This window comes from Polaromonas sp. P3_A5 (genome assembly GCF_056403055.1).
In genome coordinates this window covers 166,777-181,488 of the sequence record NZ_JBFUGF010000004.1, presented here as the reverse complement: position 1 = coordinate 181,488, position 14,712 = coordinate 166,777, and the positions used below count along the sequence as shown (strand labels likewise).

Genomic DNA, 14,712 nt, shown 5'->3' with positions numbered 1-14,712 from the left:
TTGGACGGTCAGCCCTAATTCACTCGGACGGACCTGTCCAAATCAGCAAAATTACACGTCTGATCCGCCTTTTACAAAGCGGTACGCGGCTGTATGTGCATTACTTTGCAGCTTATGGGGCGCCTGATTCAGCGGCGGGCTGGCCGTTTTCAGGCTTTTCACTGCCGTGGCCGCGCAATCTTGCCGCCATGCGCTTGATCAGCCGCTCCAGGTCGTCGATATAGGTAAACACGGCAGGCACCACCAGCAGGCTGAGCACGGTGGAGGTGATCAGGCCGCCGATCACCGCGATCGACATCGGTGAGCGAAAGCTGGAGTCGGCCGCGCCGAAGCCCAGGGCAATCGGCATCATGCCCGCCCCCATGGCCAGCGTGGTCATGATGATGGGCCGCGCCCGCTTGTGGCAGGCGTCCAGCAGGGCGTCCCAGCGCGACAGGTTGTGGTCGCGCCGCGCGACGATGGCGTATTCCACCAGCAGGATGGAATTCTTGGTCGCGATCCCCATCAGCATGATCAGCCCGATCAGCGAGGGCATGGAAAAACTCTTCTGCGCGATCAGCAGGCCGACAAAGGCGCCGCCCAGGGAAAGGGGTAGAGCGGCAAGAATGGTCACCGGGTGCAGGAAATCCTTGAACAGCAGCACCAGCACGATGTAAATGCAGAGCACGCCTGTCAGCATGGCCAGGCCGAAGCTGGCAAACAGCTCGCCCATGACCTCGGCATCGCCGACCTCCACCACCTTGACGCCGGCCGGCAGGTTCTTGACGGACGGCAGCAGTTTCACGGCTTCGGTGATGTCCCCCAGCGCCCGGCCCGACAGCTCGATCTCGAACTTGACATTTCGGGAACGGTCGTAGCGGTCAATCACGGCCGGGCCGGCTGTGATTTCCAGGCTCGCCACCTGACCCAGCATGACGGGCCCGACACCCGGCTTGACGCTTGGAACCGCGAGGCGCTCCAGCACGCTGAGGTCCTTGCGTGCTGCTTCGTCCAGCTTGACGACGATAGGCACCTGTCGCTGCGAAAGGTTGAGCTTGGGAAGCGACTCTTCGTAGTCGCCTACCGTGGCGATGCGCAGGGTTTCACCCATGGCTGAACTGGTGACACCCAGGTCTGCTGCCCGGGCGAAATCCGGCTTGATGGCAATCTCGGGGCGCACCAGGCTGGCGCTGGACGAGATATTGCCCAGGCCGGGAATGGTTCGCAGGTCTTTTTCAATCGCGAGCGCCGCAGTTTGCAGGGCATTGGAGTCTTCGGCGGTCAGCATGAGGATGTACGCCTCTCCTGAGCCGCCCAGCCCCACCTTGCTGCGTACGCCCGGAAGGGTTTCCAGCGCCGTCCGCATCTTGCTTTCAATGCCCTGCTTGCGCGGCCGTTCGCTGCGCTCGTCCAGCAGCACGGTGAGCGTGGCTTTGCGGGTTTCTGCCGCGCCCTGCATGGCAAACGGGTCTGTACCAGCTGATCCGCCGCCGATGGTGGTGTAGACGCTCTTGACGTGCTCGACCTTGCTGATCAGCAGGCGTGCATGCTCAGCCGAGGCTTTGGTCTGCGCCAGCGAAGCGCCCGGGGGAAGCTCAAGGTAGACCTGGGTTTGCGAATTGTCATCGGGCGGGATGAAGCCGGTCGGCAGCAACGGGATCAGCATGACCGAACCGAAGAAAAATACCGTGGCCGCCGCCATGGTCGCCACGCGGTGCTTCATGCACCAGGCCGCTGCGCGCATATAGGTGTTCATCCACTTCGGGTCGGAATGAGCGCCGACCACGGGCTTGAGGATGTAGGCCGCCATCATGGGAGTCAGTACGCGCGCCACCACCAGCGAAGCAAACACCGCCAGCGAGGCCGTCCAGCCGAACTGCTTGAAGAATTTTCCCGCTACGCCGCTCATGAAGGCGGTGGGCAGGAACACGGCGATCAGCGTGAACGTGGTGGCCACCACGGCCAGGCCGATTTCGTCGGCCGCCTCCATGGCGGCTTCGTACGGCGACTTGCCCATGCGCAGGTGCCGCACGATGTTTTCGACCTCCACAATGGCATCGTCGACCAGGATACCGATCACCAGCGACAGCGCGAGCAGGGTGATGACGTTGATCGAAAAGCCGAGCAGGTGCATGCCGATGAAAGCCGGGATCACCGACAGCGGCAACGCAACGGCTGACACAAAGGTGGCGCGCCAGTCCCGCAGGAACAGCCACACCACCAGCACCGCCAGAATGCCGCCTTCGTACAGCAGGTGCATGGAGCCGTCATATTCCTCCTGCACTGGCGTGACGAAATTGAAGGCTTCGTGGACTTCCACTTCAGGGTACTGCTGCTTCAGTTCGGCCAGCGCCGCCTGCACGGCCGCGCCGACCGCCACTTCGCTTTCGCCCCGGCTGCGGGACACCTCAAAGCCAACGACAGGCTTGCCGTCGAGCAGCGCGGCGGCGCGCGGTTCGGCGGTCGTGTCGCTCACGGTGGCGACCTCGCTGAGGCGGATACGCCGTCCGTCGCTGAGCGCCAGCTCAAGCTGGGCCAGCTCCTGCGCGGACTTGACCGTCGCCAGCGTGCGCATGGGTTGTTCGCTGCCGCCCAGGTCGGCGCGCCCACCTGCGCTTTCGGTTTGCACCTGCCGCAACTGGCGGGAAATGTCGGAAGCTGTCGCGCCCAGGGCCTGCAGCTTGGAGGGGTCCAGCGCGATGCGGACTTCGCGTGAGACGCCGCCCACGCGGTTCACCGCACCGACGCCGCGCACCGCCAGCAGCTTGCGCGAGATGTCGTTGTCGACAAACCACGACAGCGCCTCCTCGTCCATGCGCGGTGAGCGGATGGTGAAAGCCAGCACCGGCTGGCTGGCCAGGTCCATCTTGCTGACCACCGGATCGCGCACGTCGCCGGGCAATTCGCTGCGCACTTTCGACACGGCCGCGCGCACATCGTCCACGGCTTCCTGTACCGGCTTTTCCAGCCGGAATTCGGCGGTCACGGTCACGCCGCCGTCCTGCACCTTGGTGTAGATGTGCTTGAGGCCCTGCACGGTGGCAATGGAATTTTCAAGCTTGCGGGCCACTTCCGTCTCGAGCTGGGCGGGGGCGGCGCCCGGCAGCGATGCCGCAACCGTCACGGTCGGCAGGTCGATGTCGGGAAAGTTCTGCACCTTCATCGCCTTGAACGACAGCATGCCGGCGAATGTCAGCAGCACAAACAGCATGACGGCGGGTATCGGGTTCTTGATTGACCAGGAGGAGACGTTCATCGAGTCGCTCCTTATTTGATAGCTGCTTGCGCACGACTGGCGGGCGCTACGGCTGGATTTACCGTAATTCCAGGGGTGGCGTCGCTGACCCGGACCAGGTCGCCGTCATTGAGGAAGCCCGCCCCGCTGACGATCACCCTTGTATCGGCGGTGAGGCCGGAGGTAATTTCGACCCGGTCGCCCGCAAGCCGGCCGGTCTGCACCTTGAGCTGGCTGATGCGGTTGTCCGGGTTGAGGCGAAAGACGTAGTTGAACCCGTCGCGCACGACCAGCGCAGGTTGCGGGATGGTCAGCGCGGAGGTGCTGCCCAGATCGAATTCGCCGCGGGCAAACATGCCGGCCTTGGCCGGAGAGGCCATGCCTGCCGAAACCGGAAGGTCCACATAGACCAGCGCCGCGCGGGTCTGCGGGTCCACGCTCGGAGCGATCATGCGCACCCGGCCCTTGAGTTCGGCGCCGCTGGCCGCCACCACGCTGGCAACCGTGCCGGCCTTGATCCTGCCCAGCTCAGCCGAGGTGACTTCCGCGCGCCATTCGAGGCGGCCGCCCCGGATCAGGCGGAACAGCTCGGTGCCTGCCGGCACCACCGAGCCTACCGTTGCGGTGCGTGCGGAGATCACGCCGTTGTCGGGCGCCAGCACCTGCGTGTTTTTACCGCGTACCTGCTGCACCTCAAGGAGTGCCCTGGCTGCCTCGACACGTGCCTTGGCGGTTTGCTCGGCGGTGTTGTACTGGTTGATCTGCTGCTCGCTTAAAGCGCCCGAACTCGCCAGCGTGCGCGCACGCGCGGCGTTGTCCGCCGCATCGGCCGCGTTGGCCTGGGCCTCGATCAGGCTGGCTCTGGCTTGGGCCGTGTCCGCCTGCACGCTGTCGCCCGAGAACACCGCCAGCACTTGCCCGGCCTTGACCTGGTCGCCCACATTGGCCTGCACCTGCACCAGCCGCAAGCCGTTCGATTCGGAGCCGATCACGGCCTCCTGCCAGGCGGTGATATTGCCGTTGGCGCTGAGTTTCACCGGCAAGGTCACTTGAGACGGCAGCGCGGTGGCGACAGTCAGTGCCGGCTTTGCGGTGACTGCCTTGTCTTCTTTTGCGTTGGCCTTCAGAAGAAAAAAAGCTGCGGCCCCGGCAACGAGCACGGCACCGGCGATCACAGCGAGAGCGACGGGTTTTAGTTTGAAGTTTGGCATGGTGTTCAAAGGATCTGTCAATAGGTGTGGCAGGGTCGGCAAACCGCGCCTCAGGGGGCAGTGAGGGCAGCAGGGGTGAAAGGTGCCGGCACATCGGAGACCAGCGGCGGCACAGGGGGTTCGGCGGTGGTCCAGCCGCCGCCGAGCGCCCGGTACAGCGCAACCCAGGCGCTGCGCCGGTCACGTTGCAGCGTGACCAGGGCGCTTTGTGCGGCCAGCAGGGTGCGACGGGCGTCTTCAAGTTCGACCAGGCTCGCCAGCCCGCTCTTGTAACGGGCTTCGGTGCCGACGAATGACGCGCGGTAGCCTTGTGTGGCGACCAATGCATCCTGGCTGCGCTCGGCCGTGCTTTGCAGATTGACCAGCGCTTCCTCGACTTCCCGCACGGCCTTTCGCACGCTGCCGCGGTATTGGGCGGCGGCGTCCTCGTAGCGCGCCTTGGCGGCTTCTACATTGGCCTCACTGGCGCCGCCGTCAAAGATCGGGATGGTCAGCTGCAGTGGCCCGACGGTCCAGGTGTCAAAGCGTTGCGTGGTGCTGGCCGTGTATGACTTGTTGGCCGCAATCGAGCCGCTCAGGTTGAGCCTTGGAAAGCGCTGCGCGCGTGCACTGCCGACTTCCAGGTGGGCGGCGTCCACTTCGCGTGCCGCATTGAAGATATCGGGCCGCTGGGCCAGCACTTCCGCCGGCACGCTGATGACAGGCGCTACCGATTCCAGTGTCAGGTCGACCGGTGTGCTGGCCAGTTTTTGCCGCAGTGCGGGTTCATCGATGGCAGTCAGGGCCACCAGTGCCTTGACATCCAGGTCGCACAGTGCGCGCTGCTGGATGGCGTTGCTGTTGCCTTCGGCCGCGCTGGCCCTGGCCAATGCCGCGGTGGCGGGCGCCTGAAAACCTGCCTTGGTGCTGAGTTCCGCCAAACGCGCAGTTTCACCCCGGGATGTGGCATCGGAGCGCGCTACCTCGAGCAGCTTTTCGCAAGCGCGCAGGCTGTAGTACTGGGTGGCGACCTCGGCGGCGACCGATACGCGTGCCGAATGCCACAGCGCCTGGGAGCCTTCCAGCCGCTGCTGATCGGCATCCCGGCTCGCGGCGTACTGACCGAAGAGGTCGATTTCCCAGGAGGTCTGCAAACCCGCCTGGGCGGTTGTGGAAATAGGTGGCGCTGCACGGTTCACGGGCGCCGAGCGTCCGCGGCTGACGCTGGCGGTGCCATCGAGTGTGGGCAGCATGGCCGCGCCCGAGGCCACGCGTGAAGCCCGCGCCTGTTCGATGTTGGAGCGCGCGGTGGAAACAGTCGGACTGACCGATTCCGCCGCCATGATCAGTTCCACCAGCAAGGGATCATTTTGCTGCTGCCACCATTGCGACAGCCCTTTCAGGCTGCCGCCGTGGGGCAATGCGGCTGTGGTGCCCGCCGCCGGCAAGGGTGTTTGCCAATGCGCGGGAATCGAGACAGAAGGTGGCGTGTGCGGATTGTCGGAAGCGCAGCCGCCCAGCAACAGCGCGCATGCGCCGAACAGCGGCGCCGCTGTCTGCAAGCGCAAGCGTTCGCGTCCGGAGTCAGTTTTTTTCATGATGTGCTGTTTTCAATCGCGGCGTGGCGGCCACGGGGTAATCGGAAAGGTGATTTCGGCGTGCCATTTCGACGCCCACCATGGCTTCGGCATACGCCACCAGGCTGACAGCCCACTGCTCCAGGGCTTCAGGTGTTCCGAACAGCTGGGGCCGGATCGCTTCCACGACCTCGCGGCTGAGGAACATCTGAAGTGCCAGACCGGTGATGGAAAACGCCAGCCTGTGCACCTCGTCGTCGGCTTTTGTGACGCCTAAATGGCGGCACAGCACAATAACCAGCGCGGTATGCGCCGGCTTGATGCCCTGGTCGATTTCTTCGGCCCACAGGCCTGTGGGTTCCAGCATCTCGCGAAAGTGGAGCTTCATGCACAACTGCACCAGTTCACCCTGGCGCAAAGGTTCGAGGAAGCTCGAAAAAAAGCCTTCAAGGGACTGCCGCAAGGTGAAATGGGGCTGGTTGTACAGCGCAATGTCATCGCGCGCGCTGCCCATCGGTTCGGTGAAAACGGCCCGGTACAAGCCGGCCTTGTCGCCAAAGTAATAGCTGATCGCCGCCACGTTGGCCCCTGCAGCATGGGCGATATCGCGAATCGAGGTTTTGGCAAATCCTTTTTCGGAAAACAGCCTGAGTGCCGCGAGCAACAGGTGCGCCCTGGCGTGCGCGCCGTCGGAGCGCTGTTTTCGGCTTTCGCCTTCAGGCTTGGCTGAGCGCGAAGGTGTTTGAGAGGGCAGGTCGGGTGTCATGTGCCCGGATTAGAGCACATTAATCAAACAGTCGATTGAATTAAATCAATTGTTTGATTTGAAGGTGGCGACCCACAGTTGCTGGATCGCGCCGCGCTCTGCCTCAAGCGCAGGCGGGTTGACCTGGGTGGGTTCTTCGTTGAGGCGTGCGCGGTGCTGCACACGCCGCAGTTCGCGGTAGGCGCTTGCCGCCCGCTGGCCGACGCCGGTCGGCAGCAGGCCGGCCGTTTCTGCGCGTTGCAGGAGCGAGATGTTGCCGACGTTGTCCCTCAGTTCCGGGTGCCGGGCTGATTGGGAAAGCACCAGGAACTGCACGGCGAACTCAGCGTCCACCATGCCGCCCGCACTGTGCTTGACGTCAAATTTTTCAGCCTTGAGCGGAGGCGGGCCTGAGACGGATCCGCCTGTGGGGCTTGGCGTTGCGTGGAGGCTTTTGACCGGATGGGCGTCGCGAACCTTTTCGCGCATGGCCACAATTTCGTTGCGCAGCGCAACGATGTCGCGCGGGGCGGTGATAACGGTCTGCCGGACTTCGTCAAACCGCAGGCGCAGCGACTCGTCACCCAACACGAAGCGCGCACGTGTCATGGCCTGGTGTTCCCAGGTCCAGGCGGTATTGCTGCCGCGCTGCTGCTGGTAGCGGGTATAGGCCTCAAAACTGGTGACCAGCAAGCCTGAATTGCCGTTGGGGCGCAAAGCGGTATCGATTTCAAACAGGTCGCCTTCGCCGGTCTTGATGGTCAACCAGTTGATCAGCTTGCGCACAAATGCGGCATAGACTTCGGGGGCCCGCTCGTCGTCGTCCTCATAGACGAACACGATGTCGAGATCGCTGCCGTAACCCAGTTCTTTGCCGCCCAGCTTGCCGTAGGCAATGATGGCGAACTGCGGTGTTTCACGGTGCCGGTTCTTCAGGCGCTGCCAGCACCAGTCGGTGGTGATGCTCAGCACCGCTTCGGCGAGAGCCGTCAGATCATCGGCCACCTGCTCGACGGTGAGTACATCTTCCAGGTCGCGCGCCAGGGTGCGGAACACTTCCGCATGGTGGGCGCGGCGCAGCAGGTTCAGGCAGGTTTCCTCGTCGTCCTCGCCGGTGCTCCTGAGTGCGGCCAGGCGCTGTTGCAGGTCACGCGCGAAGGCTGTGCCGTCAAGGCGTTCCCTGAGCAGCTCGTCGCTGGCCAGTTCATCAATGACGCCGGGGTGCTGCAGCAGGTAGCGTGCGGGCCATTTGGCGGCCCCCAGCAGGCGCAGCAGGCGCTCATGCACCGCAGGCCGTTCCAGCAGCAGCGCCAGGTAGCTCTCCCGCCTCAGGAGCGGCTCTATCCAGTCGATGATGCGCACCGCCGCTTCCTCGGTGACCGTGCCTTCCGCCAGCCAGGCGGCGGTGCGCTGCACCAGCCGCGCCAGGCGGGCGCGGGAATCTTCGCGCAAGGCCAGCACCCGCGGATGCTGGCGCCACAGCGCCAGGCGCGCGCGAAACTGTTCCGGCCATTGTTCCGACAATTGCTCCAGCAAGTCTTCGAGCTGCTGCGGCGCTGCCTTGGCCGTTTTTCCGCAGCCTTTGCAGTCGGGCTTGCCGCCCAGCAATTTGTCGAATTCCCCGGCCACCAGCTCCCGGTGGGTGTCCAGTTCGCTGAGGAAAAGGCAGCAATTGCTGTAGCCCAGCGTTTCTGCGATCCACGCCAGGTCGTCATCACGCGTGGGCAGGACATGGGTCTGCTGGTCATCGAGGTACTGGATGCGATGCTCCACGCGGCGAAGAAAATCATAGGCCCGTGCCAGCGCATCGGCGGTTTCCTGCAGCATCAGGCCCGCGCGCGCCACACGCTGCAAGGCGTCGACCGTGGGGCGGGTGCGCAGCTCGGGAAACTGCCCGCCGCGCACCACCTGGAGCAATTGCACGGTGAATTCAATTTCGCGAATGCCGCCGCGCGACATCTTCACGTCGTTGGCCCGCTCCGGGTGGCCGGCGCAGCGCTTGGCGGCATGCTCGCGGATTTGCCGGTGCAAGGTGCGCAGCGCATCGAAGACGTTGTAGTCAAGGTAGCGCCTGAAGACGAAGGGCAGCACGGAGCCGCGCAGGGCCTGCGCCGAGCCGTCCTGCACGCATTCAAGCGGCGCCACCACCCGGCTCTTGAGCCAGGCAAAGCGTTCCCATTCACGACCCTGTGCCTGGAAATACTCCTCAAGCGCGCTCAGTGAAATGGCCGCCGGCCCGGAGCTTCCGTTGGGCCGGAGCGCCAGGTCCACCCGAAACACAAAACCATGCTCCGTGGCATCACCAATCAGGCTGAAGACGGCTTTGACCTGGTGCGCGAAGTACTCGTGGTTGGATATCTGCCCGCGGCCATCGCTGCGCCCTCGGGTTTCGCCGTCGTGGTCGTAGACATAAATGAGGTCGATGTCGCTGGAAACGTTGAGTTCGCGCGCACCCAGCTTGCCCATGCCCACGACCCACATGCGCGCACGCTCCCCGTCGGGGCCTTGCGGTGCGCCATGGAGCCCGTCAAGTTCAGCGCCCGACTCGCGCATGGCGACATCCAGGGCCAGCTCGGCCAGCTCGGTCATGGCGCAGGTCACCACGGCAAGTGGGGCCTGGCTTTCGAGGGCGCCGTCACAGTCGAGCACCACCAGCCTTTCCATGACCAGCTGGCGAAGCACCCGAAGCGCCGCGCCTGTCGCCATGCCCTGCGCCAGCAGCGCGTCCAGCGCGACCTGCATGGCGGCGCGCACGGGGGCGCCCGCAGGCAGGAGGAAAAGTTGATCGGCGTAGCGGCGGCGGATGCGCTGAACGAACCGTGAATAGTCCGACGCGGCTGGCCCGGCGGCGAATAAGGTATCAGGGCAGGCGGTTTGGGCGACGGTCATCACACTACTTCACAAAACTTCATGGTTCACTGCCGGGCGAACGCTGGCCCCGGCGGTCATAATTCTCATGTCAATGGAGCCAACGATCCCCAGCCTGCCTACCCCGCCGCCGCAACGACTGCGATGGCTTGCTCTTACCCTGCGCGTGTTGCTGTGGCTTGTTGCCACGGCCTGGGTGCTCTTTGGCCTGACCTGGTTCGTGCTGCATGGCTGGATTGTGCCGCGAATCGGGGAGTTTCGTCCGCGCCTGGAAATAGAGGCCAGCAAGGCTTTGGGGGTGCCTGTTCGCATTGGCGGAATCACCGCACATTCCCAGGGGATGATTCCTTCGTTCGAGTTGCGCGACGTGACCCTGCTCGACGCCCAGGGGCGCGAGGCCCTGCGGCTGCCGGTGATTCTCGGCGCCCTGTCCGCCTCTTCGATCTGGGGGTTGGGCTTCGAGCAGCTTTATATCGACAAGCCCGAGCTGGACATACGCCGAACCGCTGACGGAAAGATCTATGTCGGCGGCCTCGATGTTTCGCAGGACCGGGCAGCCGGCGAGAGCGCCGCTGCCGACTGGTTCTTCTCGCAGACCGAGTTTGTCATGCGAGGCGGCACCGTGCGCTGGACGGATGAAATGAATCCGGCACCACCCCTGGCGTTGACGCAGGTTGACTGGGTGATGCGCAATACGCGGCGGCGCCACCTCATGCGCCTGGATGCCACACCCCCTGCAGAATGGGGTGACCGTTTCACTGTCAGGGGCATATTCCGCCAATCGCTGCTGTCAAGCAGCGCCGGTGATTTTGATGCCTGGACAGGCCAGCTATTTGCCGGGTTCGACCGGGTGGATGCGTCCCGCATCAAGCCGTACCTCAACCTGGACGCACTGGGCATTGAGCTGACCCGCGGGAATGGCGCGCTTCGCGCTTGGGCAGATATTTCCCAGGGCCGGGTGACTGGCGGCACGGCCGATGTGGCGTTGCAGGATGTAGACGCCCGTCTGGGTGCCAAGCTGCAGCCTTTGGCCTTTGATTTTGTCGCCGGGCGTGTGGGCGGCGGCCAGCGTACCAATGGGTTTGATTTCAATACCGAAGGCCTGCGCTTTCGCACCCGCGATGGCCTGCAGTGGCCGGGCGGCAATGTGGCGCTGGTGCATACGGGGGACGAGGCCGGCGTTGCGCAGCACACTGAACTCAAGGCAGACAAGCTCGATCTTGCAGCGCTCGCGCAGATTGCCAATCGCCTGCCGCTCGATGCTCCCGTCCATGGGCTGATCACTTCTTTTGCCCCGAAGGGACTGGTCGAAAGCGTAGAGGCCCGCTGGCAGGGACCGCTGGATGCCCCCACCACCTATGCCGCAAAGGGACGCGTTGCCGGGCTGAGTATTGCTGCCCTGCCCGCGCCGCCCAGTCCGGCGTCAGCGCATCCCAAGCCCGGCAGGCCGGGAATCAGCGGCGCCACCATTGACTTTGACCTGACGCAAGCGGGTGGACGGGCCGGGGTCAAGATACTCAACGGCTCGCTCGACCTGCCGGGCGTGTTTGAGGATTCGCTGGTGCCGTTTGACCAGCTTTCCGCCGAGACGCAATGGAAGTTTGCGGGCCGGAAAATCGAAGCGCAGCTGAACAACCTGCGATTTGCCAATGCCGACGCGCAGGGAGAAGCGCAAGCCGCATGGCATACCGACGATGTGGTTTCCGGCAAGCCGCCTGCCGGAGATGCAGCAGATCCCCGATTTCCGGGTGTGCTGGATCTGCAGGGCGTTTTGAGCCGCGGTGATGGCGAGCGGGTACACCGTTATTTGCCGCTGGTATTGCCGGACCGGGTGCGCCACTATGTGCGTGACGCGGTCGTGCAAGGCCAGGTCAGCGACGTGAAGTTCAAGGTCAAGGGGCCGCTGGCGCAATTGCCTTTCACCAACCCGGCACAAGGGGACTTCCGGGTGACCGCCAAGGTGCGGAACGGGCACTATGCCTATGTGCCCAAATCCATACAGCCGGCCGGAGCCGCGGGGTGGCCGGCCTTGACTGAACTCAACGGCGAACTGGTGTTTAACCATGCGGCACTTGAGGTCAACGACGTCACCGGCAAGGTCAATGGCCTGCCGGGTTTGCAGCTGGTCAAGGGTAATGCGCGCATCCCTGACCTGACCCATGACACCACTGTCGAGGTGAACACACACCTCAAGGGGCCGCTTGCTGATGCGCTGGGGTTCGTCAACCAGTCCCCGGTTGCCGGCATGACGAACCATGTGCTGGCCAAGGCGGTTGCGGCCGGGCCGGGCGAATACCGGTTCCGGCTGGACTTGCCTATCCACACCATCGATAAATCCCGGGTGGACGGAACCGTCACGCTGCCCGGCAATGACGTGCAGTTTGGTGCGGATACTCCAGCGTTGACAAAACTCAAGGGTGTAGTGACCGTGAACGAGCGCGGCTTCACCGTGGCAGGTGCCCAGGCGCGGCTGCTCGGCGGTGACGTCCGTTTTGACGGTGGCACGCGGGTGCAGGCGCGATCATCCGGCAATGCTGAACAGGAAAGCCAGGTAGCGTTCAAAGCGCAAGGCGTCGTCACCGCGGAAGGGCTGCGCCAGGCCAGGGAGCTCGGCGCGCTTTCGCGCATGGCCCAAAATGCCACGGGCAGCGCGGCTTACACCGCCTCGTTGGGTTTTCGCCGTGGCGTGCCTGAGCTGGTTGTCGCCAGCAGCCTGCAAGGCATGGCGCTCAACCTCCCCGCGCCCCTGAGCAAGACCGCAGAAGCGGCATTACCACTGCGGTTTGAGAATTCGCTTTTGCCGGCGTCCATGGGGCCAGGGCAAAAACTGGAGGACCAGTTATCGGTAACCATTGGCCGTGTGGCGTCCATCATGTATGTGCGGGACGTCAGCGGCAGCGAACCTCGTGTGATACGGGGCGGAATCGGCGTCGGGCTTGAGCCCGGGGAGACGGTGCCTGTGCAGGAAGCCGGTGTGGCGGCCAATATCAACGTGGCCCACGTGGACCTCGATGCCTGGCAAAAAATACTGGCGGATTCTTCTTCCGGCAGCGCGCTCCAGACACCTCCGCCGGTGGCTGCCACTGCGGCGACCAATCGGGCGGCCGCGAACGCGTCCCTGACTTATCTGCCGACCTCCATGGCCATTCGCGCAAAGGAGCTGGTGGTTGAAGGGCGCAAGCTGAACAACGTGGTGGTGGGCGGCTCCCGTGAAGGCCTGACATGGCGTGCGAATATCGACGCCTCGGAGCTCAACGGATACGTCGAATTCCGGCAGCCTGGCGGCATAGGCGCGGGGCGGGTCTATGCGCGGCTTTCCCGTTTGAGTCTGGCCCCAGGTACGGCCAGTGACGTGGAAGCGATCCTGAACGAGCAGCCCGCCAGCATCCCTGCCCTGGACATCGTGGTGGAAGACCTGGAACTGCGCGGCAAAAAACTGGGGCGGGTCGAGATCGACGCCGTCAACCGCGGAGCGTCTGCCGCGGCCCGCGAGGGCGTGCGCGAATGGCGCCTGAACAAGTTCAATGTGATCCTTCCCGAGGCGGTGCTGACGGCAACGGGCAACTGGGTGGCGATCAATGCCCAGAGCGTTGCGGCAAATGCGCCGCGTGCCGCGCGCGCGGTTGCCGAGCGCCGCCGCACCGTGATGAATTTCAAGCTGGACATCGCCGACTCGGGTGAGCTGCTCAAGCGCTTTGGCATGGGTGAGGTCATTCGCCGCGGCAAGGGCAAACTGGAGGGGCAGGTCGCGTGGATGGGGTCACCTCTCAGCCTGGACTATCCCAGCATGAGCGGACAGTTCAATGTCAATGTGGAGTCGGGGCAGTTTGTCAAGGCTGACCCGGGCATCACAAAACTGCTGGGCGTGCTGAGCCTGCAGTCTTTGCCCAGGCGGCTGACCCTGGATTTCCGGGACGTTTTTTCCGAAGGCTTTGCCTTTGACTTTGTCCGCGGCGACATCAATATCAACCAGGGCGTTGCCTATACCAACAACCTGCAGATGAAGGGCGTGAATGCGGCCGTGCTGATGGAAGGCAGTGCCGATATTGCCAAGGAGACGCAGAACATCAAGGCGGTCGTGGTGCCGGAAATCAATGCCGGTACGGCTTCCCTGATTGCCACAGTCATCAATCCGGCCATCGGCCTGGGCAGCTTCCTTGCCCAGATGTTCCTGCGCCGGCCTTTGATGCAGGCGGCGACCCAGGAATTCCACATTGAAGGAACCTGGTCTGACCCGAAAATCATCAAGGTGGATCGCAAGGCACAGGCTGCAGCAGAGCCTGTTCAGGAGGTTCGTTAACCATGAAGATAGCTGCCATCCAGATGGTCTCAGGTACGCGCGTGCAGGACAACCTTGCCGCAGCCCGCAGCCTGCTTGAGCAGGCTGCGGCGCAGGGCGCCGAACTGGCCGTGCTGCCGGAGTATTTCTGCATCATGGGCTTCAAGGACACCGACAAGCTGAAAGTCCAGGAGAGCGCCGGGACGGGCTTGATACAGGACTTCCTGGGCCGGTCGGCGCGTGAGCTCGGCTTGTGGATCGTGGGCGGCACGCTGCCCATGGCCACGTCTGATCCGGCGCGCGCGCGCAACTGTTCGCTGGCCTATGCGCCGACGGGCCAATGCATCGCGCGGTACGACAAGATCCATCTTTTTCGCTTTGCGCAGGGAAAGGAAGACTATGACGAGACGCGTGTGCTGGAGCCTGGCGCGCAGCCCGTCCGGTTTGATCTGGCTTCCCGCGATGGCCATGTCTACGCTGTCGGCATGAGCATTTGTTATGACCTGCGTTTCCCGGAGCTTTACCGCGCGCTGAAGGCCGATGTGCTGCTGGTGCCCAGCGCGTTTACCTACACTACCGGGCAGGCGCATTGGGAAGTGCTGCTGCGTGCACGCGCCATTGAAAACCAGGCCTATGTCATTGCGGCGGCGCAGGGCGGCACGCATGAAAACGGCCGCCGTACCTGGGGCCACAGCATGCTGGTGGATCCCTGGGGTGAGGTGATGGCTCAGCAGGCTGAAGGCGCAGGCGTTGTTCTGGGTGAAATCTCCAGCACTCACACGGAAGGTGTGCGAAGCCGTTTGCCTGCATTGAACCATCGTTTCCTATGAGGCCGGCCG

General features: G+C 63.9%; 7 protein-coding genes. 2 read left to right on the top strand and 5 right to left on the bottom strand.

What is annotated here, in order from left to right; all coding sequences use genetic code 11:
- Positions 1-112 precede the first annotated feature (112 nt).
- The 5 genes from AC1DU8_RS22085 to glnE are packed head-to-tail and all read right to left on the bottom strand — an operon-like array spanning position 113 to position 9,615.
- Positions 113-3,235 carry an efflux RND transporter permease subunit gene (locus tag AC1DU8_RS22085; protein ID WP_477727246.1) on the bottom strand — a complete coding sequence of 1,041 codons (3,123 nt, stop codon included), beginning with the start codon at positions 3,233-3,235 and terminating at the stop codon, positions 113-115.
- Positions 3,236-3,246: 11 nt separating this feature from the next.
- On the bottom strand, positions 3,247-4,425 hold the full coding sequence (locus AC1DU8_RS22080; RefSeq protein WP_457282431.1) for an efflux RND transporter periplasmic adaptor subunit: 1,179 nt from the start codon (positions 4,423-4,425) through the stop codon (positions 3,247-3,249).
- A gap of 50 nt (positions 4,426-4,475) precedes the next feature.
- Entirely contained in the window at positions 4,476-6,002 is a 1,527-nt protein-coding gene (locus AC1DU8_RS22075; RefSeq protein ID WP_477727245.1) for an efflux transporter outer membrane subunit, read from the bottom strand.
- On the bottom strand, positions 5,989-6,747 hold the full coding sequence (locus tag AC1DU8_RS22070; RefSeq protein WP_477727244.1) for a DUF1956 domain-containing protein: 759 nt from the start codon (positions 6,745-6,747) through the stop codon (positions 5,989-5,991). Before AC1DU8_RS22070 ends, AC1DU8_RS22075 begins: the two co-directional genes overlap by 14 nt.
- A gap of 45 nt (positions 6,748-6,792) precedes the next feature.
- Positions 6,793-9,615, bottom strand: coding sequence for a bifunctional [glutamate--ammonia ligase]-adenylyl-L-tyrosine phosphorylase/[glutamate--ammonia-ligase] adenylyltransferase (gene glnE / locus AC1DU8_RS22065; protein WP_477727243.1), 2,823 nt, complete (start codon positions 9,613-9,615; stop codon positions 6,793-6,795).
- A 73-nt stretch (positions 9,616-9,688) separates the two neighbouring features.
- Between glnE and AC1DU8_RS22060 the strand changes: the two genes are divergently transcribed.
- Both AC1DU8_RS22060 and AC1DU8_RS22055 read left to right on the top strand, forming a co-directional pair.
- Complete coding sequence (locus tag AC1DU8_RS22060) at positions 9,689-13,894, top strand: YhdP family protein (protein ID WP_477727242.1); 4,206 nt, start codon at positions 9,689-9,691, stop codon at positions 13,892-13,894.
- A 2-nt stretch (positions 13,895-13,896) separates the two neighbouring features.
- The gene (locus AC1DU8_RS22055) at positions 13,897-14,703 is read left to right on the top strand and encodes a carbon-nitrogen hydrolase family protein (protein ID WP_457282426.1); all 807 of its coding nucleotides are present in this window, start codon (positions 13,897-13,899) and stop codon (positions 14,701-14,703) included.
- The last annotated feature ends 9 nt before the right edge of the window (positions 14,704-14,712 follow it).